Raw genomic sequence first — 25,780 nt, 5'->3', positions numbered from 1 at the left:
TCCTCACTTTTAGACGATTAACAACAGATCATTTTATTTGTTACATTGCTTTGTCGTATCAAGTTAGGAGGTTCTTACAAAAAATTCGATATTTTTTTTGTTTTCTTTTATGTCTTACAAAACAAAGTTCTTAAGAATATAAGACGCCGCTTCTAACGGTGTTCCTTGTGAAAACTTTTCCCATGCAGCTTTAATCGCGTAATTCAAATCTGCGGTATTTCGATTCATGTTGACACCACTTGCCTCTAAATGAGCAGAGAGTTCTTCCATCCATTCGGGCTTGTGTAATATTGCGGCGGCGGTTGCAATATCTAACAATTCGTATTGTCCGCCAGTTTGGATTAATCGCACGATAAGTGCATGGAGGTGGTCAACTTCTTCTCTAGTGAAAGAAGTTTCAGATAAATGATCGATTGCCTGACCTGCATTTCCATCCCTAGAAAAGGAACTAGTTCGCATATCTTTTAGCATCATTCCCTACTCCATTTGCCAAAAACTAGTCTCTAGTAGAGAGCTTTAAAGCGTCTAAGTCAAAACTTTTAGAGCAATTAAAGCCATTTTTTTTATGCAATCCGAAATCAATTCGAATTTATTATTTTTACTATATTTATCATAAGGTTAACAACATAATTCCATATATGAAATCCACCTTTTATAGCGATTTCGTTTGTGAAATACCATATTTTTCCGCTTTGGAATCGTGCTCCGACGTTAGATGATCGAAAACGCAATGTTGCAAATTATTCGGAGATCAAAACATGATAATCAAAGGCAATTGTCAAATTGCGGGCATCGGTGCCTACTTTCCTGAACAAGTTGTGACATCAAAGGAACTGATGTTTGAAATCAACTCGGAGAAGAACTATGGCCTATCGGAAAGTTGGCTAGATGACGTATGTGGCATCGAAAAAAGACGCGTCGCTAGACCGGACGAATTACCGAGCACTCTCGCTATAAAAGCAGGCGAGGAAGCATTGAGAACGAGCGGAATCTCTCCGAGCGAAATCGATGCGGTTATTTTTTGCGGTATAAGCAAAGAGTGGATAGAACCTTCTATCGCTCATAAAGTTCAGTATGAACTAGGTTGTACTAACGCCATTTGCTTCGATGTGTCAAATGCGTGTCATGGTTTTATGAATGGCATAATGATCGCAGACCAATTTATGCAAGGCAGCAATGCCACTCATGTGTTAGTTGTTACTGGAGAAGTGACTACAGATATTACTTCCCACTACATAGATAAATTAAAAAAAAATAAGGCAGATTTAAAAAAAGAGATAGGAGCACTGACACTTGGTGATGGCGGAGCGGCTATGATTCTAACCCCCAAAACAGATACAAGAGGATTTCAATTCTATAATCTTTATACAAACGGAAAATATGCCGATCTTTGCAAAATAGGTGCAACAAAAAACGGATATAACGGACAAATGGTAATGGGAAAAATCAGTTCGATGATGATTCGCCTGCACTCTGCTATGATTGAGAAAACATACTCTTATCTGAACTGGAGTTCGCTAGATGTCGGACGCTTCATTTGCCATCAAGTCGGGAAGAAGCCCCATATTCGTATGTCTAGCATGGCTAATGTCTCGCCTGAAATTACACCCATTTCTTATAAAGACTATGGTAATATTGCTACAGTAACTATTCCGTTCAATATATACAATGCCAAACCGGAACACGGTGAAAAGGTTCTGGTTGGCGGTGCAGGAAGTGGAATGTCAATTAGCCAGAGCGGAATAATTTTTTAAGGATATAAAATGATCTGGGCGTTGCCATCAGCTCTAGCACTGTTAATTAAGTGCTATTTGTTTTTTTACTCAAATGTATCTAAGCAGAAGTATTTCTATTACTTTTTGCTGGCAACGCTTTTCCTGAACGCTATCGAACTACTTTGCTTTTTTCGACTGGGCTACGATTTCCTCCTTTTAAAGTTTTACTATTGCAGCGCAATCTTTGTTGCGCTTTATCTTTTGGTAGTATGTACAGAAATTTCAGGCGTTTTCAGGATTTTGCAGAATATTATAAGTCCCTTAATCGCCTACCTTTTGTCCGCAGGCATTTTGTTTAGCGATCTCTTGATATCAGGGTATCAGTTACTTCCAAATGGGTCTATTACCAGAATTACGGGCAACTATTACATAGTTTTCCAACTCTATATCTTAATATCTCTATTCCTAGCTATCTCTGCCTTGATCATTGGAATCGCCAAGGGTGGTGTGCTGACAAAAAAACGATGCACGGTCGCAATACTTTCATTTGCCCCCTTTATTACAATTGCGGTGCTCATCGTAATTCTAATGCAGCTGGGCTATAAGCTAAACATGGCAGGCTTTCTATCTCTAGCGAATTGCGTGATGCTATTTGCATTTATTTCCCTTACTGACAAACACAAGCTCTTTGTGATGATGAAGTTTGTGCCGTTCTCGAAAGAGCGCAAGTTTCACCTAGAGTTAAGATCCATTTTAATACGTTTTTCTCTTCCGGCATCAGGCAAAAGTGTCGATATGAAGCAGCTGTTAAAAGAAGTGGAGGAACTGGTGGTAAAACACACAAGCCAATATTTCGATACACAAAAAGAGGTTGCGAGAATCCTAAACATTTCTGAAAGCAGCCTAAGTAGAAAGCTACCAAAAAGAGAAAAGTCTTAGCGTGAAGAAGACTAAGAAATTTAACGTCAACTGTGCTAAAAGCGCACACAAAGATAGTAGAGAATAACAACCTCTAAAGTTCATAAAAACTCGACTACATAGTACAGTTTGTGAAAGGAGTAAATTATGCTATGGATAGTACCTTCAATTACAGCGCTACTAATAAAGTTTTTTTTGTTACTCAAGCCAGCCATTCGAAAACAAAGATACCTTTTGTCATTCCTTATATCGATTACTTTTCTAAATATTTTTGAACTGTTAACGCTATTCAGAATGGGATATGATTTACTAGTACTTAAGTTATATTATTGTGCAGCTTGCTTTGCAGCGGTATACCTCTTCATAATCTGCTCACAAATAACGAGTAGCTTCCGATATGTAAAACACGAAATATCTCTTCTATCCGCAGTACTCATGAGCGCAGTAGTCGTATTTTCAGATAAAATAATAACAGGCTTCACGTTGCTCCCCAATCACTCTATTACAAGAGTTGCTGGCGAGTTTTACTTTGCATTTCAAATATATGCTCTGGTCCTGCTCGCCTTGTCATTGAGAATTCTTATCATGAACACTTCGAAGCAAACAGAAGTCATTGCACGCAAAAGATCTACAATCGTATTCCTTGCTCTATCTCCTACGATCATCACTGCATTAATCGTAATGTTGCTCATGGAATTAGGAGTTTCAATCAATATGGTAGGCGTTCTTTCTGTTACACTTTGCTTTATGCTATTAATATTTAGAGGAAACTACGATGAACACGATGTATTTAGAACAATGAAATACATCCCCTATTCCAGTGAACGCGTGTTCTACTTAAAGCTTAAGTCACTGTCTAAAAAGCTGTATTTCCCTGCTTCTGGCGAAAGTGTCAATATGAAAGAAATTCTAAAAGAAGTAGAAGAGTTGGTTGTGAAGAATGCCAATCAGTACTTTGATACACAGAAGGAAGTCGCAAAAGCCCTCAATATTTCTGAAAGCAGCCTCAGCCGGAAATTACCAAAAAAGTAGAGATAACTCTCTACAGCCTCCGGCTGAGCACTTGAACAGGTTATTCTTTGGTTTCGACGTTATTCAGATCTTTGTAGACCTTAGTAATGTCGCGTAGCTCTTTCATTTGTTCGCCAAATTGACGACAAGGAGAGCACATTGCGGTATGTATGCTTAACGACAGCTTTTCTTTGGTAGACAACTTACGATCCAGTCGCTCGGACAACATCTGAGTAGCCTCTGTGCATTTCATCATCATTGTTTTGCCTCCGACTGATACCAGCAATCTTCAAGGCATTCTCGCAAACGCAAACGTGCTCGATATAACGTTACGTTAAGATGACTAACCGTCACAGCTTCATTTTCGCAAATTTCCGGCGTTTCCATTTCAAGAAATTCTCGCATCATAAACAAACGACTGTATCTCTCTGGCAGTTCGTTTAAGCAAGCATCGAACACGCGCCAAAAATGGTTGTTTTCCACACCATGGTCAGGGTCATCCCACTTTTGAGGGCGTTCGCTTTTATTCCAATGTCCATTTTTTGCAAACAGCACATCCATTAACGCATCACCGTTTAGGTTTTCGCCTTCTTCAAGCTGGCTCGCTGCAGTATGTCGTTTTTCTTTTCTTAGCAGATCAATGAGTTTGTTTTTCAATATTGAGAAAACCCATGTTTTAAACGCCGCTTTTCCCGTAAATCGATCGATGTGTTGGTAGGCCGCAAGCATAGCTTCTTGCACTGCGTCCTCAGCTAGCCCTTCGTCCCTCACTTGCAGGCGCGCAAACTTAATCATCTGATTGCGCAGTTCCTGCATATAAACAGGGTCACTAAAAGTACCAACAGAGGAAAATTCCCCTTCATTTTTGGATAACGCTGATTCCATAGTAAATCTCGGCCTGTCGTTTTATTCAAAGATTAGACGAAGCATTTGAGAAGTTATTACAAAATAATAATTTTTTATGTAATAACTCCTATCAATTACCTATTTAGAGCGCGCTAGATCAAATTGGTTCCGTCACTTTTAGTTCGATGACGCGGCTTCGGCAAGGTATTCGTCTTTTAATTTGACGTAGTTAAGGCCACTGTATCTAAAGTATTCTATTTCTTTTTCGGTTAAAGCGCGGGCTTGCTTTGCTGGTGATCCTAAATATAAGTACCCTGATTCAAGACGCTTGCCTGGGGGAACTAAAGAGCCCGCTCCGACTATGACCTCGTCTTCAATTACGGCGCCGTCTAATATAGTTGAACCCATACCCACCAATACTTTGTTGCCAATCGTACAACCATGAAGCATGGCCATATGACCCACAGTGACATCATCTCCGATCTCTAAAGGGAAACCATCGGGGTTGTACGTGCTGCCATGAGTTATGTGTAAACAAGAGTTGTCCTGAATACTGGTACGCTTGCCGATACGGATGCGATGCATGTCGCCTCGTATCGCAACCAAAGGCCACACTGAGCTGTCTTCGCCAATTTCCACATCGCCTATAACTACGGCACTGTCATCAACCCATACACGCGCTCCTAGAGTAGGTGTATGACCTCGGAATGCTTTCATTACCATCTTCAACTCCTGCTTTTTTATTAGATCAATTACATTTCAGACATTGAAATTACCACAAGACCACATATGTTATTAAACATAACCTGTGATACATATGATCATTGATTGTTATCTGTGTTATTCAGCCGATGTATATTTGGCCAACAACGACAGTACGCCACTTTCAGTTTTCTAATATGACCAACGCCAACCTACATAGATCTGCGCTGACGATGCGCCTGTCGAACTATTTAAAAAGGATACCATGTTATGTCTGAGTCCGTCTGGAGCGCGACTACCCTGCCTCAGTTTACAAAAGTCGATCCCTCTAAAATCGAATCGCAACTTGATGCTATTTTAGAAAAGAATCGATCAGCTCTCGCCGAGTGTCTAGAAAACATAGACAAACCGAGTTGGGATAACTTGATCATGGTATTGGATGAACTGGATGATGAACTCAGTCAGTTCTGGTCTCCAGTCAGCCACCTTAATTCAGTGCAGAATACGCCTGAAATTCGAGAGGCTTACAATGCATGTATTCCTAAACTCACTCAATACTATACGGAAATTGGTCAAAACCGCGCTTTGTACGATGCTTATAAAGCCCTTGAAGCGAGCGACTCAGCAGCGACCCATTCTCAGGCTCAAAAAGAATCGCTGAAGCAAGCCATTCGAGGTTTAGAATTATCGGGCGTCGGCTTAGACGGCGAGAAAAAAGAACGCTACAGCGAAATCAGCCAACGTCTGTCGGAACTAACGACCAAATTTGGTGAGAATGTCTTAGACGCTACTCAGGCCTGGTCTAAACTGATTACGGATGAAACGGAGTTAGCGGGCCTTCCTGATTCTGCATTGGCTCAAGCAAAACAAATGGCCGAAGCAAAAGGTCATGACGAAGGGTGGCTGTTCACTTTGGATTTCCCATCTTATATGCCCGTGTTAAGTTACTCTGACAATGCCGCACTACGAGAAGAAATGTATACCGCCTATGCGACCCGAGCATCAGAGCTAAGCAACGATGGTCAGTATGACAATCGTCCACTAATCGATGAGATTCTCTCTCTGCGTCATGAACAAGCACAGGTGCTTGGTTTTGAGAATTACGCGGAACTCTCAGTGGCAACAAAAATGGCGGACAGCGGTGATCAAGTGATTGATTTTCTTACTGACCTTGCATCAAAGTCAAAACCTTCCGCTGAATTGGATCTCAAACAACTGAAAGAGTTTGCGAAAGAAGAACACGGTTTAGATGACTTAAACGCTTGGGACTTAGGCTACTACTCTGAGAAACTACGCCAGCATAAATACGCGATCTCCCAAGAAGCATTACGCCCTTACTTTCCGATCAACAAGGTACTCGGAGGTCTATTCCACGTCGCCGAAACCCTGTTTGATATCGACATTCGCGAAGAGTCAGGCTTTGATACTTATCATAAAGACGTTCAGATGTTTACCATTGCAAAGAACGGTCAAGATGTCGCTCGTTTCTATTTAGATCCATTCGCTCGTGAAGGAAAACGTGGCGGTGCATGGATGGACGAATGTCGTGTCCGTCGCCGCTTAAGCGACAACCAGTTGCAACTCCCAGTGGCTTACTTAGTCTGTAACTTTACGCCACCAATTGGTGATAAGCCTGCCCTTCTGACTCACAACGAAGTCACTACACTGTTCCATGAATTTGGTCATGGTATTCACCACATGCTGACTCAAGTGGAAGTGCCCTCTGTATCGGGCATTAATGGCGTAGCGTGGGATGCCGTCGAGTTGCCGAGTCAATTTATGGAAAACTGGTGCTGGGAACCAGAAGCCCTAGCGTATATCGCGTCTCACCATGAATCAGGTGAGCCACTGCCAAAAGACCTGCTTGATAAGATGCTAGCCGCTAAGAACTTTCAGTCTGCGATGCAAATAGTCAGACAACTTGAATTCTCTCTCTTCGATTTTAGAATTCATAAAGAGTATAAAGCGGGTCTGAACGTTCAAACTGTCATCTCTGATGTCCGTGCAACCGTATCAGTAACAACGCCACCAGCGTTCAATCGTTTTCAAAATAGTTTCTCTCATATTTTTGCTGGGGGTTATGCCGCGGGATACTACAGTTACAAGTGGGCAGAAGTTTTGTCGGCTGACGCCTTTTCGAAGTTTGAAGAAGACGGTATTTTTAATACTGAAACAGGTGCTCACTTCCGTGATACCATATTGGCAAATGGCGGTTCTCAACCTGCGGCAGATCTTTTCAAAGCTTTCCGCGGCCGCGAGCCAAGCGTCGACGCACTACTAAGACACAGTGGCATCGCCGCATAAATCATCAAACTCCTCTGAAAAGCACTTTTTTAGAGGAGTGTACGAGGTACATAATGACGACGAAACGCTTTATTGCAGGGGCAGTATGCCCACGTTGCAGTGAAATGGATAAGATCCGTGCATGGAGAGACGACGAGGAAGAAAAGCAATACAGAGAATGTGTTGCTTGTGGCTATCAGGATGAGCAATCCACTAAAGTACAAGCTCAGCCGGTAGAAATTCCGACAAGAGTGAACGACCCACATGCGACGCCACCTCAAGCCGAAGCGACGGTGATCAACTTTATTCCGAATCCAGGAACAACAAAGCACTAATTGCTTATTCTGAGCAGTCTTTTTCTCATTGCCTTCTTATGATGACGCCCTTAAAGGGCGACTTAAGAAGGCAACCTTAGCTCTCATAACTCTAGCACTCAGTCCGCATAACCACTGCCAATTGCCCTAAACGACATGCTTAAGCCCAACTCTGGCACTTGCAAGCCGACCCACGCTGGAAATGTATTGCTGTTTGGTCCAGGGAAAAGGCGATATTCATTTGCCCAAGGGTAAACATCGATTGCCGCAGCGACTTTAGGAATAAGTTGCTCAGCCTTAGTACCTTGAACCGAGAGTACTTTGTCAGGTTTTGCACCAAACCAATATCGATCTGGTGTTTTTGTCTGATAATGACTGAGAGCCGGTAGCCCTCGTTTCACCCGCCAGCCAACGACTTCGTATACTTGGTAATGGTCAGCACCTTTGGCTTTAGTCGCAATCCATGTATGTACTGCAAACCACCCTCGCCAACTGAAGGCATCCGCAGCGTATACTTCAATAATAGCATCGTCCGTCGTATTAGGGTCTGCGGCAATACCTGCAGGCTCACGACTTGCCGTTCGCCAATTATCATTGGAACAGGCACTTAACATCATTCCAGCTAAAGCCAATAATACAACCCGCTTCATAACCTCCCCTTGGAGCACCTGACTCACTTTATTTAACGCTGCGCCTGACCCGCAAACCACACTAACCTGAGCATATACGAAGAATACGAGCGAGCTGGATGAGCACCGATTACCACCGTATGTAAAACAGCCTACTTTTTGGGCTGTCTCGCGTGGTATACCGCGAAGCCTCTATCGCGCTCTAATCTAGTATGGCCTCCCAACGCAGCATCTAGCAAAGGTGAGTAGCGTAGGAAATCATTAGCAACAACAAAAAGCTCACCGTTTAGGGTGAGGTGTTGCTTCACACCAATAAAGAAGCGTTCTGCAATACTGTAGTCCGTATTAATGCCTGTATGAAATGGCGGGTTGGTCACAACATAGTTAAAGCGTCCCTTCACGTGCTTCAAGCCATTCGATGCAATTGTCGTCAGAGAGTCCGTTGCGTCATTCTCGGCAAACGTCAGCTCGGTTGCTTTTAGGGCTAAGGCACTATCATCCAGTGACGTTACATTGGCGCCTGTGCGCTTGTGGAGCCACATAGAGATGACACCATCACCACAACCAAAGTCCAAAATACGCGCTTGATTGACGCCCGACATAAATCGATGTTTTTCAAGCTGTTCCAATAGTAACGCAGTACCTTTGTCTAATTTACCGTGACCAAATACGCCAGGAATGCTACAAAGCGTAAAAGTTTGCCCAGCAATGTCTTGCTCCCAGCGCGTTATCCAATCCGAGAACACAAAGTCTTGAGCCGCTTCGGTTTTCTGTGCTTGATACAACAAGCAATGTTTTGCGCCATCGAATTTACCGACTGAGGAAAGCGGCGCTTCCAGTTTTTTAACGGAGGACTTTACGCCACTCTTATTGTCGCCCACTAACCATAGAAAGCCGCCTGTTTTAAGAGCAGGCAAGACACAGGCAAGCAAGTAAGTGAGGAACTCTTTCGCTTTAGGTTGGTAAACGACAACATGATCAAACTGCTCTGCGGCGTCATTGCTTTCCCAATAGGCCGAAAATTGCAGCGCTGTGTCGTCCATTCCAAGACCACTCAAGCGCTCGAAGACAGCGTGTGACTGACACCAAGCCGACACATCGCTTTGACGCGATAACAATAGAGGAAAGTCGTCTTCTGGGTTTGCGACCAATACTTTTCCTTGAAATTGATCTAAGGAACGCTCAAGCAATTGGCTCGGGGGATTAAAGTTCATAAGTAACGGATAACTCTTCAGAGGTTAGTGGTGTGATTCGGCGCAGATACGGTGCCAGTATTCGCGTGTCTAGCTGTGTTTGAACACGAGGATAGCGTGGAGACAGTCGATCATTGAGCACAACACTATCCCAGCCTTTTGTATAGGTTATCAAATCTTCAAGAAAAGCATCACTGAATTCAAAACACCCCGTTAAAATAACATCGACATAGCTCAAAGCTATTGGACATTGTTGCGAAGGTGAATCGACACGGTCAGTGATGTAAATCCAATACGTACCATCAGGCAGCAAGGCGCCACTATAGGCTTCGATACTGTCAGGTGCAACACGCACTCGCTGATAGCCTTTTTCTCTTTCGTCGAATAGCGTCAGTTGGTCTTCAGGGACTTCAACGAGCACGCCATTACAAACGTGTGAACTGGCCGAGTCTTCTATTTTAAGAACCGCAACGGAGCTCATTCCAAACTCAGGAGACATAACGGACCAGTGGCGTTCATAGCCTGTTAATTTCACTGGCCATACCTGTCCCGTCTCACCCGTTTGGCTACGACTAATGGAATTAATAAGGCTACCATAGCCTACGATAAAATGACGGCGGATTGAGCTCATTGTCTACCTTAAAAGATCAAATCTAGGCGAGGTTAGGACAGCGCGAATTAAACGCGCTTTTCCACTGCATCCACCTAGGTTAGTGTCAGTATGAGAAGCAACATAGGATCTTGCTTCAATCAGGCAGATTGTACCTTATAAACGCATTTCGATCTTCTTTTCAAACAATAGACTAGTGGCATTATCGAGAGAATACGGAGCGGCTGGAGCATCGCAGAAACCACATAAGAAAAGGTTGGGCAACCCTTAAATAATACCGTCCAAGCTGTGTTTTCGCTCGGCCAGATACCATAAACAGGGTATCGGGTACGCCGCCAGCCAATACTAAATCATCCGATTCCAATCCCCGCTTTTTCACTAAGCTAACACGCAGACTAAAATGGCGCTCATCTTGTTCTAAAACAATCTCTTGGACTGAGGTTAAAATTAACTGGAAGCGGCCAATTTTGTCACCTTCAATATAGTCCACTGACGACTTTTTAAGATTAATATCGCCAATACAAGTGAGCTTATGACACCCAACCACGGACATGGCAAGATTCCAGACTCTTAGGACAGTCAATAACCAAAATGGGGATTTTAAATACACGCCAAGGAAATGACTAATCAGATCTGACTTAGAATGGGGGGCAGATGGCGAACTGAAGCTAAAAACCGGCCGAGGGTAATACGAAAAATACTGCATAACGGAATGTCCCTATCCTATTCAATCGCTAATCTGAGCAATCAGTTGCTCCCTATCGATTAACGTCTTTCCTTAGAAATCATGTGCGCGCATATTATACATAAGCAGATTTTATAATAAAGCTGCTAGCCGAAAGTTTGCTTAAAAAGCACGCAAAAAAAAGCGACTCAAAGCCGCTTTTTTTTGCCCATTCGCTTATACATAGCGCTCTTCATTAATGATGCTCAGTCTCATCGTCCATTTTCATATGCTTTTTATGCATACTATCAGAGCTGCCCATGTGCATTTTATTATCATGTTGCTTAATATCTTCCGGCGCGACCACTGGGGCATGAACCGCAATTTTTTCCCCATTTTTCAGAATCATCGTAAAGTGAACCATATCACCGACTTTTAATGTGTGATGCAACCCCATGATCATGATGTGATAACCACCAGGTTGAAATACAACTTGACCACCAGCAGGAACAACAATGTCCTTTACCTTGTGCATACTCATCACACCATCTTTCATTTCATGTGTGTGCAACTCAATTGACTTTGCAATGTCACTTTCGACGGCCACTAACGCATGAGATTGGTTAGACGGGTTTTCAACCACCATATAACCACCGCTGTTCGAAGCGCCAGGAGGCGTGGCACGCACTTGCAAATGTTCAAAGTTTAAAGAAGCTGCCATGGCAAAAGACGCAGACACAGAGGCAATAAGCAGTGCTGCACGAGAAATCATTCGAATCATTATCGAGACCTTAAATATTGTTAGATGCGTAGTACTAACAGAGTTAGTACTAATATTTTTGAAAGCGGCTTTTTAACGTTTACTTTTAGCGCTTGCTTCCAAATTCAGCTTTCGGAGCTCAAAACTCAGAGTCGTCACTCTAATTTTATTGCTCTCATTTCATCGTTCTAATTTCGCTAATTTAGTAAATTAGGCTAAGAAATGTGAGCAGGAGGTGCTCTACTAAACAAGTGTGGTCTAAAGGGCTGGTGAGCATCCGAAACATCGTCATATCCAAGAAGAATATAGGACGCTATCGTGTCATTAAACGGAACCTCCGTAGACAAAACTAATAGATGATCTACGTTTAGCCCACATTTACAGTTCGCGTGAATTTTATCTAAATCACTGCTCGATAGTGTTTTATCGATAACGTTGGCTGCAGAAAGGCTGTTTTCTAGGTTCTGATCCTCTAAACCTTGGTCTACCAAGCCCAGACCTTCAACTGACGCACGCGGGGAAGGCGTCACAAGCGGTAACTTCACATATTGCACACCACTCAAAAGGCTGCACACCCGAACCAACAGATAGTTGTCCTGAACAACCGGTGCACGTGGCGTAACGAGCGGCGCAATTAATACAAACACCCACACAAACAAAACTGCGTTTGCGTATTTTAAAAGGCTATTTGTATTAGGAGACTTAGGCATCATTAAACCTGATAAGATTCATGACGCCATTCTATCGCCTTACTTTTTAGAATCAAGCTAAGTAAGCCGTCAATAGCGTAATCTCCAAACGGCACTAACGCTTAGGGGCTTTTAAAAAGAACACTAACGGTATCGTGAGAATCGTAACCCACATCATTAGTCTAAAGTCTTGTAGATAAGCCAACGTCGCCGCCTGAGCATTAACTTGCTGATTCAACGCCACCAATCCTGCAGAAGAGTGAATCGAATACGTACCAGACGACTCCGCCATTTTCAGCCCCAAATTAAACGGTGTAATGAACTCCGAGAAAGCAGCATGATTAATCTGGATGCGTTGCGAAAGGTAAGTCGACACAAGCGAGATGCCAATACTGCTCCCGATGTTTCTCAACAAACTAAACAATGCCGTACCTTCGTTACGATAAATAGGATTCAATGTCGTAAACGCAATGGTAGAAAGCGGCACAAAAATCAGCCCTAACCCCGCGCCTTGAACCATACCTGTTCCAACAATCATGCTGCCTGAGACATTCAGGTTAAACTTCGTCATCTGCCACATTGACCAAGAAATCATCGACAAGCCAATCAGAATGAAAAGACGTGGGTCAACTTTTTGAGACAACTTCCCGACCATCAGCATTGCCAACATCGAACCAAAGCCACGTGGAGCCAACAAGGTACCGACATCAATAACAGGGTACCCCATGAGATTTTGCATAAAGGGCGGTAACAGCGCCATCGTCGCCAACAAGATCACGCCTACGATAAAAATAAACACTAACCCGACACTGAAGTTTCGATCTTTAAACATAACAGGGTCAATAAACGGGTTACCGGAGGTGTTGATATGGACTAAAAACATATAGCCAGCAAGCAGTGTTAGTATTGCTTCAATCACGATCTCAAGGCTGTTAAACCAATCAATTCCCTCACCTCGGTCTAACATCATTTGCAGACAGCCAATCGCAATAGACAGGAGAACAAAACCAAAGAAATCAAACTTCCTAGTCGAATCCAATGCCGTCTCTTTCACATAAGCTGCGATACCAAACCACGCCAAAATACCAAACGGGACATTAATATAAAAAACCCACCGCCAGTTATAATATTCCGTTAAGACACCACCCAAATAAGGACCAAGAATCGGCCCCACCATGACCCCCACGCCCCACATCGCCATGGCCGAACCATGCTTCTCTTTAGGGTAGGAATCCAATAAAACCGATTGCGAAAGCGGTACCAAACTGGCACCAAAGACACCTTGAAGAATTCGAAACAGAATGATTTGATCCAGTGATTGCGCTAAACCACACAAAACAGAAGAAACCGTAAAGCCCACCACAGACCAAAGGAAAATGCGCTTACGACCTAAGCGGGCAGACAAAATACCGGCCAGTGGCATACAGATAGCCGCCGCGACAATATAAGATGTCAGCACCCACGAGATTTGATCTTGCGTGGTTCCCATTGCCCCTTGCATATGCGGTAAGGCCACATTTGCAATGGTCGTATCCAACGCTTGCATGATCGTCGCAAGCATGACGGATATCGTAATAAAAAAGCGATTTACACTGCGACTACCCTCGATAACAGGTACGGATACGGCTCCACTCACGTTGCTCATAGCAATGCTCCTTAGAGAGTGGCGCCAAACAATTGACGTTGATGCTGAGTGTCGATGCTGACTTCCGAACTCATTCCAGCACGCAGTTGAGGTAAACCATTCTGAGGTTTGATATGAATACGGACAGGAAGACGCTGAGCCACTTTGACCCAATTACCTGTCGCATTTTCAGCAGGAATCACCGAAAACTCCGACCCCGTCGCAGGGCTAATACTGTCAACGGTGCCTTTCCAAGTCACGCCGGGGTAGGTATCTACTTTGATCTCGACATCTTGCCCGGGCTGCACGAAGGTTAGATCTTTTTCAGTATAATTTGCCTCAACCCATAGATTCTTATTGCCGACCAATACCATCGCGGTTGAACCAGGAGCAAGGTATTCTCCTACTTTTGGCAACTTAGACACGACCCCGTCCGCTGGCGCAGTCACATTGGCACGCTCTACATTCAGTCTCGCTTGCTCAAGTACCGCTTTTGCAGCCAAATACGTTGGGTGTAGCTCTATTGGTTGTTTAATATCCCCACCAAGCGCTTCTCGCAATCGGCGTAGGTCTTTTTGAAGTGTTTGAATTTTAAGCTGACTGACGGTTGTAGCCTGAGCACTAGAATCGAGCTGAGCGTCTGAAATGAAATGCTGGTTACGTAGGTTTTCTTGTCGCATTTGATCTCGTTTATTGAACTCGAATCGACTCTTTGCCAGCGTCACTTCGGCGAGTTTTTCATCGTATGCTGCTTTTTCGGAACGTAAGTCGATTTTCACTTGTTGAAGTTGCGCCTCTGCTTTTTTTACAGCAACTTGGTATGTCTTGGCGTCCAAACTAAATAGCAACGCGCCCTTTTTGACGACCTGATTTTCCTTTACAGCAAGCTGTTGAACCTTTCCAGAAATCTGCGTGGTGATGGGGGTAATATTCGCTTGAACATAAGCATTTTCAGTCTCAACGTAACGTCCACTCATCAAATATACGGCACTCGCTAGTAACACAGCGAGTAACGGCACACCAAACAGAAGCCCTTTTCTTTTCCAAGAGGACGAACTCACAGGCGTACCGCGTTCATGCGACGATGCCATTTCTGTCGCGGCTTCCGATTGGGCCTCAAGTGGTTGTACTTTACTCATCTCGCACCTTCTCAATGTCAATTGAATGAAAAGGAAACCGTAAATGGAACGAATTAAAAGCCTTTATTGATCACTGGGTGTAGAGAAAGAAGTATGCACTTTTTCAATTAAGTACATTAACTGTTCCACCTCTTCATCATTCAGCGCAGCCAGAGCGCGTGAGTTAATGGCCTCAACGTCATCTTTCAACACCTCTAATGTAGGCGCCGCATCTTCCTTTAAATAAAGGCGATACGCTCTGCGATCACTAGGGTCAGCTCTGCGTTCAACGAGGTTTTCGCTGGTAAGCAGATCAATCAGCCTTACCAAGGCGATAGGCTGAATGTCTAACCTATCCGCCAACTCTCGCTGACGAATCCCTTCAAAGCGTGCGACATACATCAACGCCCTTGCCTGCATGGGTGTCAACGTTTGCTCACCTTTAGAAAACTCACGAGTCATTAGCCTCTTAATGTCTGTGATATAGAAGCCGAAGTTTTTAATGTTCATCCTATTTACCGTTTCACCGTCAGTGTAAAATAGTATACATTGTATATTATATAAATATGATACTTTAAATATTCGAGGTTATTCCCTATTGCTCATTAAAAGAGGACGTCTCATCCATAATGTTTACCCCACTACGAAACAGTACTTCCTCAATACCGTTCTTCAAAAACACATCCATTAGCGTTATAACTTCTTAGTAGGCGAATCTAAATGGAGATAATACAATGACTCAGCCCTTGTTACTTATTACTGGAGCCAGTCGTGGAATAGGGGAAGCAACCGCTTTCAAAGCAGCGCAAGTCGGTTGGCATGTAATTATTAATTACAAGCAAAGCCGTGATGCGGCATTCGCATTACAACAGCGTATTGTTTCTATTGGAGGGCGAGCCGATTGCATTCAAGCTGATGTTAGTTCTAGCGAGGCTGTCAGAGCCATGTTTACAAAAATAGAGGCCGAGTTTGGACGTCTTTCTGGACTCGTTAATAACGCCGGTATTCTCGAACAGCAAATGCCCTTCACCGATACCGACCTTGACCGATGGCAGCGCGTCTTCAATACCAACGTAATCGGCACTATGTTGTGTTCAAAAGAGGCCTATAAACACATGTCTCCAAAGCATGGAGGCAACGGCGGCGCCATTGTGAACGTGTCGTCCCTAGCTTCCGTCACAGGCTCTCCGTTTGAATACGTCGACTACGCAACTAGTAAAGGAGCAATCGACACCTTCACGAAAGGTTTTGCCAAAGAAGTCGCCTCTGAAGGCATCAGAGTCAATGCAGTTCGTCCGGGGTTTATCGATACCGACATGCATGCGAGCGGGGGCGAACCGGACAGGCTGAATCGTCTTGCACCGTCGATTCCAATGCAACGAGGAGGCACCGCAGAAGAAGTCGCCAACGCCATCATTTGGCTACTTTCTGACGAGGCCAGCTATACATCCGGTACTTTTCTTGATGTGGCTGGAGGGCGCTAAGACACCAAGTCGAATATAGAAGGTTAAGCTAAATGCTTACCCATACTAATACGCTCTTCTACCTCAAACCCGACAGATTCATAGAAGGCGACAACACCTGCATTTGCAGTGCGAATCTGTAGATTCAATTTGCCACACCCAAGCGACGCGAGCGTCTCAAAGGCACTTTTAATCAATGCGGTTCCCACGCCTTTGCGACGATGGTCCGGGTGCACAGCTACTTCATACAGCCAACCGCGATGCCCATCATAACCAAGCATACACGCGCCGATAAGTTTTCCTTCTTCCCAAGAGACCAATATCAAATCATCGACTTCCAATTTTGCTGGCAAAACTAAATGAGGTGCATTGTGCGGTGGATCATTTGGGAATACGATTTCCCAAAGCTCGATCAGCTGCTCTAAATCGATAGGTTGTACTCGCCTTATTGTCATAATTATCGCTCCAAATCGTTCCCCTAGTTTTACAACAAAAATGAGGAGATCGCCATTTATCCTCGTTATGTTCAAATTTGATTGAAATAAGATCAATCAATATAAATTTTTGATCGAACTATTCACTCCACACACAGTCTTTAAGAAGGTAAAATATCGCTACAGCGTTTATTAGGCTACCTATGAAAATCAATAAATTCGAACTTATGTTCTACGCGGGTGCATTTGTTTCCATTTTTGGAGTGGCTGCCCTTGTGCGCGCCATTCATTCCGATGATCCTCTCCCAGACGATGTTGGACCCTGTATTTTGGAATCGGGGTTATGCACAGTCAATTCTCAGGACTTTAATGGGATCACCACTGTTCAGTTCGAAGATGGAATTCGCTTAAACCGTCGTATTCATACCGAATTACAATTACCGAAAGAAGCTGAAAACGCTCAGTCGATCACGTTAGTATTGGAAGGGCGAGAAATGTATTTGGGGGTGTATGAATACCCAATGTTTGAAAAAGAGAATAACCGCTGGATTAGTAAAGTCGTGATCCCCTTGTGTACGGACAACCGTATGCAATGGAAACTTCAAGTCCGCGCAATAGATGCCGACGGCGACGAAAAAGAGTGGGCTTATACGTTTGATATAGAGAACCCCAACGAGGCTGTATAATGCCTCATTAGAGTGATCAAGCCTTGATATACCGTTACAACACAGCGCCAATAAACTGACGCAGTTCTTCGGTTTCTGGCTCCGAGAGCAGCTTCTTAGAATTGCCTTCTTCCCATACTTTGCCTTCATGCATAAAAACCACTCTGTCGCCGACATCCCGCGCAAAGTTCATTTCATGCGTAACCAGTATCAGCGTCATGCCTTCTGCGGCAAGTTGCTCTAGCACTTTTAAAACGTCACCCACCAGCTCAGGATCCAACGCGGACGTAATTTCGTCGCACAATAGCACCTTAGGCGACATCGCTAACGCGCGGGCAATGGCCACTCGCTGCTGCTGGCCACCCGACAGTTTTTCAGGGTAACGATCAAATTTGTCCCCCAACCCTACTTTTTCGAGCATCTCCTCTGCGATGGTTTTTGCTTCCGCTTTGCTTTTGTTTAACACAATCGTAGGCGCTAACATGATGTTCTCACCCACTGTAAGATGTGGAAAGAGGTTGAAGCTTTGGAAAATCATGCCCACGCTTAACGCAAGACGACGTACTTGGATGTCTTCAGATGTCACTTCTTTTCCATCCAAGGTAATGCCACCTTTTTGATATTCTTCCAACCCATTAACACAGCGAAGTAAGGTGCTTTTTCCCGATCCACTTTTTCCAATAATGGAAACCACTTCCCCTGCTTTTACATCGAGATCGATGCCTTTAAGCACATGGAAGTCACCGTAATATTTGTGAACCTGATGTAGATTAACGAGAGACATTAAATTTTTTCTCCAGAATTTTGCTACTTAAAGACAACGGGTAACAAAGTAGGAAGTAGATAACCGCCACCATAGCAAACACTTTGAAGGGTTCAAAAGTGGCGTTGTTTAGCATGGTGCCCGCCTTGGTCAATTCCACAAAGCCGATCACTGACGCCAATGCTGTTCCTTTGACCACTTGCACTGAAAACCCTACCGTGGGTGCAATCGCAACCCGCAAGGCTTGAGGCAAAATGATATAGCGCAATATCTGTAGAAAGCTCATACCCAAACATCGGCTGGCTTCCCACTGCCCTTTGGGCAATGTATCGATACAGCCTCGCCAGATTTCCACCAAAAATGCACTGGTAAAAAGAGTGAGTGCCAATATCGCCGCACTCCATGCTGAAATTTCATAACCAAGCAATGAAACACCGAAGAAACAAAGAAACATTTGCATCAACAAAGGCGTTCCTTGAAACAGCTCAATGTACACCGCAACTAGCTTTTGCAATATCGAATTACGAGTCAAGCGAAGTGCCGTTAACACGAGGGCAACAAGAGTTCCACCGATAAACGCCACCAGAGAGAGAAGTACCGTCCACTGAGCAGCAAAAATTAGATTCCGTATAATGTCGTAGTTCGAAAATTCGATCATGATGACTCCCTGAATGAAAACAACCGTTTACCAATCAGTTTGAATACATATCGCATAATCATCGCCAAACCAAGATACAGGAGTGCTGTTACAAGGTAGCTTTCAAATGCGCGGAAATTGCGAGACTGAACGAGGTTTGCTGCATAAGTCAGTTCCTCCACAGAAATTTGAGAAATCACCGCAGAACCCAACATGACAATGATGCATTGACTGGTCAATGCTGGGTAAATTTTCTCAAATGCTGGCACAAAAATAACGCGTGTTAGAGTTTGCCTAAACGTCATACCCAACACCTTCGCCGCTTCGACTTGCCCTTTTGGAATGCTGCCAAGTCCGGCTCGAATAATTTCGGTACTGTACGCACCTAAGTTAATCGTCAAGGCAATCACGCTGGCCTGCCACGGCGTCAGCATTACGCCAATCGACGGCAGTCCAAAAAAGATAAAAAAGAGCTGAACAATAAAGGGCGTGTTTCGAATTAACTCGACGTAACTCGCAACAATACGACGAGGCGACGCGCCACCGTATTGACGCAATACCGCACACAACGTGCCGAGCGCAACGCCTAAAAGCGTGGTAAGTACAGTGAGTTCAACGGTGGTCATCAGACCACCGAAAAACACATCGCTGTACGGCAACAAGTCGCCAAAGTACAACATATTAGTCTGCCTTAAGCCCCAAAGCCTTTAGGCAGTGGCGCTTTCAACCACTTCATAGAAATATCGTTTAACGTGCCGTTTTCCAACGCAGTAGAAATAATGCCGTTGATTTTCGATTGTAATGCAGCTTCTCCTTCAGCTAAGCCGATGTAGCAAGGAGAATCTTTTAGCAAAAACTTCGTCTCTGGCGCGCGTTGTGGCTGACGCTTCGCAATTTCTGTCGCCACTAGGTTACCTGTTGCAATCAGCTTAACTTGACCGGTTAAATACGCGGTTAATGTTGTGTTGTTGTCTTCGAAACGACGTACATTGAGTGATTTTGGTGCGTATTTTTCAAGTTCTAAATCTTCAACAGAGCCGCGTGTTACACCCACGGTTTTGCCTGCCAAGTCAGCCATCTTCGTAACATCCACACTGCTTTCTCCAAACACACCTAAGAAGAAAGGTGCATAAGGTGTTGTGAAATCGATGGCTTTTTCACGCTCAGGATTTTTACCTAGACTTGAGATCACCAGATCCACTTTTTTAGTTTGTAAATATGGGATGCGGTTGGCACTGGTAACAGGAACAATTTTAAGATCGACATCCAGTTGATCAGCGATATAGTTCGCCATGTCAACGTCGATGCCTTGAGGTTTAAGGTCGGGGCCAACAGAGCCGAATGGCGGAAAGTCCTGCGGTACGGCAATACGAATTTCCTTACGATCTTGAATATCCTGTAATACATCCGCCCCTGCCGTCATTGCTGTCATCGCCGCGGCGACACTTGAAGCAACGATAAGGGTCTTACTTAAAAGTTGAGTCAATCTTTTCATAGTGAGGGTTCCTGCTTCCTTTGTTGATTAATCGTTTTAATTGTTGCCAATGAGGTGAAACAACTTTTGCAACCTATATGCCAAAATGAAACAAAGGTTTCCTGACTGATCGGACATAAAACAAAAAGATCTTTGTGCATCTATCTTCTACACTCAACGTCGTACGTTCTTGAGCCTTTCTAAAGCCAGCGCGAAGCATGACGAACACAACAAGAAAAAGTGAAAACCACAACTAACTTAGAGCGGGAGCGCTCTAAATCGCACCGATCGGGTGCAAGAAAGTGATAAAAACACGTATTTACTAACATGGTTGGCACGAAGAGCCGTTTCCATTACCGTATGCAATCTATTTATTAAATTGAGGTTTATCAGTGAGTACTAAGCAGGACGTTCTTGCCTTAATCGAGCAAAATTACCCTAACCTGTCGCCTTCAGCTCGTTCTATTGCAAACTATTTGCAGCAATATCCTCTGGCTATCGTAAGCCAAACATCCGCTGATATCGCTGAACAAACGAACACCTCAAAAGCAACCGTCAGTCGTTTTTTCCGACAACTGGGGTTTGAATCTCATCAAGATGCGAAACAAGCGCAACTGGCTTTGCGTGAAAGCGGCGTTCCGGTGGCGATTCAATCGGTTGGTAACTTCGATCAAACAGCTCAAGAATTTAAAAATCTCTCGTTAACGTTTGAAGGCTTGCGCCCTGAACTGCTGGACGACGTTTCCAAAAAACTGGCAACGGCCAGTCGCGTTACGCTCATTGGGTTCCGCAATGCTTATCCTTTGGCTTTGCATTTTCGCCAACAGCTTCAGCAAATACGCTCGTCAGTACGCCTACTTCCGATGCCCGGCCAAACATTGGGAGAAGACCTCTATGATATTTCTGAAGATGAAGTGGTCGTTTTATTTGGGTTTCGCCGTCGCACACACTTGTTTAAAAAGATCGTCTCGGCGTTAGAAGGAAAGACCACTCTTTTGATTACTGACCCGACAGGTCAGGTCTACAATCAGCAGGTATCTCATGTGTTGGTATGTCATATTGGAGGTGAAACCCCGTTTGACAGCTACGCAGCCCCCATGAGTTTAATCTCGATGCTAAGCAATCAAGTGTATTCCCATATGGGTGAACAAGCACACAAGCGGACTCAAGCAATCTCTAATCTGTATGACGAACTTGGAGAACTTGAGCCTTAATAGAGATTCGTACTAGGGCACTTCATACGTTTTAGGTGCCTATTCCCTCTACTCGGTTACTCGCTCTAGCCCTGCCTTTAGTATTTGTCTCGATGTCAGTCTCTCGCATCTCGATGGCTGACCTCCAGCTTCCCTCACAAACAACGCCATACGTTTCAGTTGACAAACATATGAAACGATTGTTTCATTGGAGATGGAATTGTTGCCTGAATCTTGCAAGTAACTCTTCGAAAACACTTCGAGAACTCGTCGAAGAGCGCCTTAAAAGAGAAAAAGTTCATGTTGGCTGGGAGACATTGCTGATGGATCATTCAATAACACAAAATCCGTTTATGCCGCTAAATGATCAAGCGTTAAAACAGACAGAACGTATGACATGCATGCAGGATTCAAAAGGCGTACCGCTTACAGGCATGCGCCTCGCGGTGAAAGATTTGTTTCACATAGCAGGCCTTCCTACTTCAGCTGGCAACCCTACTTGGTTAGCAACACACGAAACACCGTCACAAACCGCCTCATCTGTTCAAACACTGTTTGATAACGGAGCCTGTTTTTGCGGAAAAACAATTACAGATGAATTGGCCTATAGCTTAAATGGTCAAAACATTCATTATGGAACACCGTGCAACCCGACGAATCCGGACCGACTCCCAGGCGGTTCGACGTCGGGTTCTGCGGTGGCTGTTGCATCGGATTTTGCAGACATTGGTTTGGGCACAGATACCGGTGGCTCAATTCGAGTTCCGGCCAGCTACAATGGGCTTTTTGGATTACGTCCTACACACGGAGTCATTGCTGTTGATGGCCTTGTTCCACTCGCGCCTTCGTTTGATACCGTAGGCTGGCTCGCTCAGGATTTGGATCATTTGGAAGCGACGGCAAATGCACTCCTCGCCTCCAAGCATTCAGAAACGATTCAAAAAATCTTGATTGCAGACAATTTAATTCAGTCGGTCGAGCATGCTAACCAAATACAAACGCAGCTGGATACATGGCTCAATAACAGTGAAAAAACAGAATCGCTCGAAATTGACCTCGACGCTTGGAAGGCAAGTGAAACGTTTCGCACGCTTCAAGGTGCTGAAATCCTAGAACAACACGGTGAATGGTTAGCCGAACACAACCCCATTATTGCACCCGATATACGTATGCGCTTTAATTGGTGCAAGAGCATTTCAAGCGACGACCAAAAGCATGCAGCCATACAACGGGACACGTTTACTCGCTGGATAGATTCTGAGTTAAAAGGTGCTATTTTAATCATACCAACAACACCTGGCAGGTCTCCTCTACTGTCGACACCCGATGACGAGTTGGCCGATTACCGGATCCACCTGATGAATCTCACTGCGATTGCAGGTCTAGCAGGATTACCCCAGCTGCATTTACCAGTTTGTAACATTGATGGAGCACCGTGCGGTCTGTCACTCATCGGCCCAAAAAACAGCGATTTACAACTCATTCAACAAGCTAAAGTCTGGCTCACAAAAACAACAATAGAAGGGTAACAAAGTGACAAATTTCCGCAGCATGACCGAACACAGCCCAACCTCCATCGCGTTTACTGCGCCGCATTCTGCTGCGACAGAAGCGGGAACCAAAATACTTCAACAAGGTGGAACGGCAATCGAAGCAATGGTCGCTGCCGCAGCCACCATTGCGGTTGTCTATCCTCATATGAACGGTTTAGGTGGCGATGGATTCTGGCTAATCAGTGAACCGGGTAAAAAGCCAATTGCTATTGATGCTTCAGGAGTCGCTGCAAACGGAGCGACAACCGAATTTTATCAAGGACACGACGCTATCCCTTCCCGAGGAGGCAAAGCCGCGTTAACCATGGCGGGCGCGGTGTCCGGTTGGGACAAAGCGTTGCAAATCAGTCATGCATGGAGCAGCAATAATTCGAAAGACAATCTACCGGAAGATAGCCTCTCTTTGTCAGCACTGTTAAGCGATGCTATTAGCCACGCGAGAGGCGGCATAGAAGTCACTCAAAGCCTTGAAGATGCAAGCAAAAAAACGCATTCTGATCTGTCTGATTTACTTGGCTTCGAGACCTTTTTAAATCAAGGTAACGTGCTTAAAAAAGGCACAATCTTGGGTTTGTCCAAGCTTGGTGACACTTTAGAAGCACTCTCTCAACGAGGTCTACAAGATTTCTATCATGGGGAAATCGCTGCATCGCTTGCTGCTGACCTAGAACATGCAGGGTCACCAATACAGCTAGAGGACTTTGCGCAATACAGTGCTCAAATCGTGACACCGCTAGAAGTACGTACTCAAGCAGGCACCCTTTACAACTTGCCAGCACCGACACAAGGCATTGCGTCGCTTATTATCCTTGCTTTGTACGATCAGCTTCGCTCTCAGGTGGAAACAGACGTCGACAGCGTACACTTACTCATTGAAGCAACAAAACAAGCTTTTATCGCGCGCAATCAATACGTCACTGACTCGTCTCGCTTAGACATTGACTTGTCCTCCCTACTAAGTGAAGAGTCGCTTGACGCCATGCTAAAACAGATTTCAAACGAAGCGGCCCAACCTTGGCCGCATGTCGCGAAACAAGGCGATACTATTTGGATGGGCGCATGTGATGATCAGGGGCGGATGGTAAGTTACATTCAAAGTCTGTATTGGGAATTTGGCAGCGGCATCGTCAGCCCGTCTACAGGTATTGTTTGGAACAACCGAGGCTCCTCTTTTACATTAGAAGAAGGCTCTCTACAGCAGCTCGCACCGAAACTAAAGCCCTTTCATACGCTTAACCCTGCGTTTGCCGAACTCAGCGATGGTCGTCGAATGAGCTATGGCACAATGGGGGGAGAAGGCCAGCCGCAAACTCAAGCGGCGCTTTTCAGCAGATATGTGTACCACAGTAAGTCCTTGTCTCAAGCAATTAGTGAAGGCCGCTGGTTACTTGGTCGAACTTGGGGAGATCAAAGTCACAATTTGAAACTTGAGTCTGACATTGCAAACGAAATGGGAGACGCTTTAAAAGCACGCGGTCATGACTTGGTCACCGTTCCGGCGTGTAATGAATTAATGGGACACGCTGGCGCCGTTGTCTGCCATGCCGATGGCGCAACAAGTGCAGCCACGGACCCTCGTAGCGATGGCCGCGCAGATGCCAGCCGTTGTGAATAACGATTATTGGACGACCTTTTACGGTCAATTTTTTACAGATGTTTTGTGGAGTAGAAAGTAAATGTCATTTTTAATGGAAAATATTTCCATGTTAATAGCCATGATGGGCACAGGTGTGGTTGCAGGATTGCTGGCAGGGTTGTTGGGCGTCGGCGGCGGGATCGTCATTGTGCCAGTTTTGTTTTTCCTCTATCAAGGATTGGGCGTGAGCGCGGACTCGGCTATGCTCGTTGCAACAGCGACGTCTTTGGCTACGATTATTCCCACCTCGATCAGCTCCATTCGCTCACACAAGGCGAAAGGCAACGTTGATTTTGATCTATTAAAACAACTTGGTTTCTTTGTTTTCATCGGCGTTCTGGTTGGCAGTTATGTCGTCACGCAAGTGGAAGGTGAATGGCTCACGCTTTTGTTTGGCGTCATCGCGACCCTTTCCGCAATCAATATGCTGGTTGGCCGCAAAGAAGCCCTGTTCTCTTCTCTGCCGGGTAAATTGGGTCGTGGCATTATTGGTTACTGCATCGGCTTTTTCAGCAGCATGGTCGGCATTGGTGGCGGTACACTCACGGTCCCCACACTTACGTTCTGCAATTACCCCGCACACAAAGCAGTGGGCACAGCAGCGGCAGTGGGCTTGATCATTTCACTCCCTGCTGCGGTGACAATGCTAATCTTTGGACAAAGCCCTTCTGACGCTCCGTTCGGCACCGTCGGTTTGGTTAACCTCATTGGTTTTGCGTTTATCGTTCCTTTGACCGTATTGTTTGCGCCAGTTGGTGCTGGCATCGCAAACAAATTAGATGCCGCGAAGCTCAAAAAAGTGTTTGCCGTCGTATTAATCATTACAGGTCTACGCATGCTGTATCAGGTTTTGTTTTAAGCCCGTTTTAACATCAGCTCGTTTTGT

29 protein-coding genes are annotated in these 25,780 nt (G+C 44.7%); 11 read left to right on the top strand and 18 right to left on the bottom strand.

The window, feature by feature from the left end:
* Window positions 1-114 precede the first annotated feature (114 nt).
* A complete protein-coding gene (locus MARME_RS00925) occupies window positions 115-474 on the bottom strand; it encodes a hypothetical protein (RefSeq protein ID WP_041647726.1) in 360 nt (119 codons plus the stop codon).
* 284 nt (window positions 475-758) lie between these two features.
* Between MARME_RS00925 and MARME_RS00920 the strand changes: the two genes are divergently transcribed.
* From MARME_RS00920 to MARME_RS00910, 3 genes are all read left to right on the top strand, one after another.
* Window positions 759-1,754: a ketoacyl-ACP synthase III gene (locus tag MARME_RS00920; protein ID WP_013659395.1), complete on the top strand. Its 996-nt coding sequence runs from the start codon at window positions 759-761 to the stop codon at window positions 1,752-1,754.
* 261 nt (window positions 1,755-2,015) lie between these two features.
* Window positions 2,016-2,654, top strand: coding sequence for a hypothetical protein (locus MARME_RS00915; RefSeq protein ID WP_223294998.1), 639 nt, complete (start codon window positions 2,016-2,018; stop codon window positions 2,652-2,654).
* 126 nt (window positions 2,655-2,780) lie between these two features.
* The gene (locus MARME_RS00910; RefSeq protein ID WP_013659393.1) at window positions 2,781-3,665 is read left to right on the top strand and encodes a histidine kinase N-terminal 7TM domain-containing protein; all 885 of its coding nucleotides are present in this window, start codon (window positions 2,781-2,783) and stop codon (window positions 3,663-3,665) included.
* 40 nt (window positions 3,666-3,705) lie between these two features.
* Here the strand turns inward: MARME_RS00910 and MARME_RS00905 are convergent, their stop codons facing one another.
* From MARME_RS00905 to MARME_RS00895, 3 genes are all read right to left on the bottom strand, one after another.
* Window positions 3,706-3,903, bottom strand: a complete 198-nt coding sequence (locus MARME_RS00905) for a zf-HC2 domain-containing protein (protein WP_013659392.1) — start codon at window positions 3,901-3,903, stop codon at window positions 3,706-3,708.
* Window positions 3,900-4,529 carry an RNA polymerase factor sigma-70 gene (locus MARME_RS00900; RefSeq protein ID WP_013659391.1) on the bottom strand — a complete coding sequence of 210 codons (630 nt, stop codon included), beginning with the start codon at window positions 4,527-4,529 and terminating at the stop codon, window positions 3,900-3,902. Before MARME_RS00900 ends, MARME_RS00905 begins: the two co-directional genes overlap by 4 nt.
* Window positions 4,530-4,667: 138 nt before the next feature.
* Window positions 4,668-5,213 carry a gamma carbonic anhydrase family protein gene (locus tag MARME_RS00895; protein ID WP_013659390.1) on the bottom strand — a complete coding sequence of 182 codons (546 nt, stop codon included), beginning with the start codon at window positions 5,211-5,213 and terminating at the stop codon, window positions 4,668-4,670.
* A 249-nt stretch (window positions 5,214-5,462) separates the two neighbouring features.
* Between MARME_RS00895 and prlC the strand changes: the two genes are divergently transcribed.
* Complete coding sequence (gene prlC, locus MARME_RS00890) at window positions 5,463-7,496, top strand: oligopeptidase A (RefSeq protein ID WP_013659389.1); 2,034 nt, start codon at window positions 5,463-5,465, stop codon at window positions 7,494-7,496.
* 53 nt (window positions 7,497-7,549) lie between these two features.
* Window positions 7,550-7,810 (top strand): YheV family putative zinc ribbon protein, encoded by a 261-nt coding sequence (locus tag MARME_RS00885; protein ID WP_013659388.1) that lies wholly within the window; start codon window positions 7,550-7,552, stop codon window positions 7,808-7,810.
* Window positions 7,811-7,908: 98 nt separating this feature from the next.
* Here MARME_RS00885 and MARME_RS00880 read toward each other — a convergent pair whose 3' ends face one another.
* The 9 genes from MARME_RS00880 to MARME_RS00840 form a co-directional block, all read right to left on the bottom strand.
* Window positions 7,909-8,439: a DUF3750 domain-containing protein gene (locus MARME_RS00880; RefSeq protein ID WP_041647725.1), complete on the bottom strand. Its 531-nt coding sequence runs from the start codon at window positions 8,437-8,439 to the stop codon at window positions 7,909-7,911.
* Window positions 8,440-8,570: 131 nt separating this feature from the next.
* Window positions 8,571-9,632 (bottom strand): class I SAM-dependent methyltransferase, encoded by a 1,062-nt coding sequence (locus tag MARME_RS00875; protein ID WP_013659386.1) that lies wholly within the window; start codon window positions 9,630-9,632, stop codon window positions 8,571-8,573.
* Window positions 9,622-10,242 carry a gamma-glutamylcyclotransferase family protein gene (locus MARME_RS00870; protein WP_013659385.1) on the bottom strand — a complete coding sequence of 207 codons (621 nt, stop codon included), beginning with the start codon at window positions 10,240-10,242 and terminating at the stop codon, window positions 9,622-9,624. Before MARME_RS00870 ends, MARME_RS00875 begins: the two co-directional genes overlap by 11 nt.
* 181 nt (window positions 10,243-10,423) lie before the next feature.
* Entirely contained in the window at window positions 10,424-10,927 is a 504-nt protein-coding gene (locus MARME_RS00865) for a DUF2867 domain-containing protein (RefSeq protein ID WP_013659384.1), read from the bottom strand.
* A gap of 214 nt (window positions 10,928-11,141) precedes the next feature.
* Entirely contained in the window at window positions 11,142-11,666 is a 525-nt protein-coding gene (locus MARME_RS00860; RefSeq protein WP_013659383.1) for a copper chaperone PCu(A)C, read from the bottom strand.
* Between the two features lie 194 nt (window positions 11,667-11,860).
* Entirely contained in the window at window positions 11,861-12,355 is a 495-nt protein-coding gene (locus tag MARME_RS00855) for a hypothetical protein (RefSeq protein ID WP_013659382.1), read from the bottom strand.
* A gap of 94 nt (window positions 12,356-12,449) precedes the next feature.
* Window positions 12,450-13,979 (bottom strand): DHA2 family efflux MFS transporter permease subunit, encoded by a 1,530-nt coding sequence (locus MARME_RS00850; RefSeq protein WP_013659381.1) that lies wholly within the window; start codon window positions 13,977-13,979, stop codon window positions 12,450-12,452.
* A gap of 11 nt (window positions 13,980-13,990) precedes the next feature.
* Complete coding sequence (locus MARME_RS00845; RefSeq protein ID WP_013659380.1) at window positions 13,991-15,097, bottom strand: HlyD family secretion protein; 1,107 nt, start codon at window positions 15,095-15,097, stop codon at window positions 13,991-13,993.
* 63 nt (window positions 15,098-15,160) lie between these two features.
* Complete coding sequence (locus MARME_RS00840; RefSeq protein ID WP_013659379.1) at window positions 15,161-15,586, bottom strand: MarR family winged helix-turn-helix transcriptional regulator; 426 nt, start codon at window positions 15,584-15,586, stop codon at window positions 15,161-15,163.
* 224 nt (window positions 15,587-15,810) lie between these two features.
* On the opposite strand from MARME_RS00840, the gene MARME_RS00835 reads away from it, so the two are divergent.
* Window positions 15,811-16,560, top strand: coding sequence for an SDR family oxidoreductase (locus MARME_RS00835; protein ID WP_013659378.1), 750 nt, complete (start codon window positions 15,811-15,813; stop codon window positions 16,558-16,560).
* 23 nt (window positions 16,561-16,583) lie between these two features.
* Here the strand turns inward: MARME_RS00835 and MARME_RS00830 are convergent, their stop codons facing one another.
* On the bottom strand, window positions 16,584-16,994 hold the full coding sequence (locus MARME_RS00830) for a GNAT family acetyltransferase (protein ID WP_013659377.1): 411 nt from the start codon (window positions 16,992-16,994) through the stop codon (window positions 16,584-16,586).
* Window positions 16,995-17,176: 182 nt separating this feature from the next.
* Here MARME_RS00830 and MARME_RS00825 point away from each other — a divergent pair, with 182 nt between their 5' ends.
* Entirely contained in the window at window positions 17,177-17,659 is a 483-nt protein-coding gene (locus MARME_RS00825; RefSeq protein WP_013659376.1) for a hypothetical protein, read from the top strand.
* A gap of 34 nt (window positions 17,660-17,693) precedes the next feature.
* Here MARME_RS00825 and MARME_RS00820 read toward each other — a convergent pair whose 3' ends face one another.
* The 4 genes from MARME_RS00820 to MARME_RS00805 are packed head-to-tail and all read right to left on the bottom strand — an operon-like array spanning window position 17,694 to window position 20,533.
* Window positions 17,694-18,422, bottom strand: coding sequence for an amino acid ABC transporter ATP-binding protein (locus MARME_RS00820; protein WP_013659375.1), 729 nt, complete (start codon window positions 18,420-18,422; stop codon window positions 17,694-17,696).
* Window positions 18,409-19,059, bottom strand: a complete 651-nt coding sequence (locus tag MARME_RS00815; RefSeq protein ID WP_013659374.1) for an amino acid ABC transporter permease — start codon at window positions 19,057-19,059, stop codon at window positions 18,409-18,411. Before MARME_RS00815 ends, MARME_RS00820 begins: the two co-directional genes overlap by 14 nt.
* A complete protein-coding gene (locus MARME_RS00810) occupies window positions 19,056-19,718 on the bottom strand; it encodes an amino acid ABC transporter permease (protein ID WP_013659373.1) in 663 nt (220 codons plus the stop codon). The genes MARME_RS00815 and MARME_RS00810 overlap by 4 nt, the downstream gene beginning before the upstream one ends.
* 11 nt (window positions 19,719-19,729) lie before the next feature.
* Window positions 19,730-20,533 carry a transporter substrate-binding domain-containing protein gene (locus MARME_RS00805; RefSeq protein WP_013659372.1) on the bottom strand — a complete coding sequence of 268 codons (804 nt, stop codon included), beginning with the start codon at window positions 20,531-20,533 and terminating at the stop codon, window positions 19,730-19,732.
* A gap of 371 nt (window positions 20,534-20,904) precedes the next feature.
* Between MARME_RS00805 and MARME_RS00800 the strand changes: the two genes are divergently transcribed.
* From MARME_RS00800 to MARME_RS00785, 4 genes are all read left to right on the top strand, one after another.
* Window positions 20,905-21,726 (top strand): MurR/RpiR family transcriptional regulator, encoded by an 822-nt coding sequence (locus MARME_RS00800; RefSeq protein ID WP_013659371.1) that lies wholly within the window; start codon window positions 20,905-20,907, stop codon window positions 21,724-21,726.
* Between the two features lie 302 nt (window positions 21,727-22,028).
* Window positions 22,029-23,234 (top strand): amidase, encoded by a 1,206-nt coding sequence (locus MARME_RS00795; RefSeq protein ID WP_013659370.1) that lies wholly within the window; start codon window positions 22,029-22,031, stop codon window positions 23,232-23,234.
* A 22-nt stretch (window positions 23,235-23,256) separates the two neighbouring features.
* Window positions 23,257-24,873 (top strand): gamma-glutamyltransferase family protein, encoded by a 1,617-nt coding sequence (locus MARME_RS00790; protein WP_041647722.1) that lies wholly within the window; start codon window positions 23,257-23,259, stop codon window positions 24,871-24,873.
* Window positions 24,874-24,934: 61 nt separating this feature from the next.
* Window positions 24,935-25,753, top strand: a complete 819-nt coding sequence (locus MARME_RS00785) for a sulfite exporter TauE/SafE family protein (protein ID WP_013659368.1) — start codon at window positions 24,935-24,937, stop codon at window positions 25,751-25,753.
* Window positions 25,754-25,780: the final 27 nt, after the last annotated feature.

Origin of the sequence: Marinomonas mediterranea MMB-1, assembly GCF_000192865.1 — a bacterium.
Taxonomy (GTDB): Bacteria; Pseudomonadota; Gammaproteobacteria; order Pseudomonadales; family Marinomonadaceae; genus Marinomonas; species Marinomonas mediterranea.
This window is presented reverse-complemented; position numbering and strand designations above follow the sequence as displayed.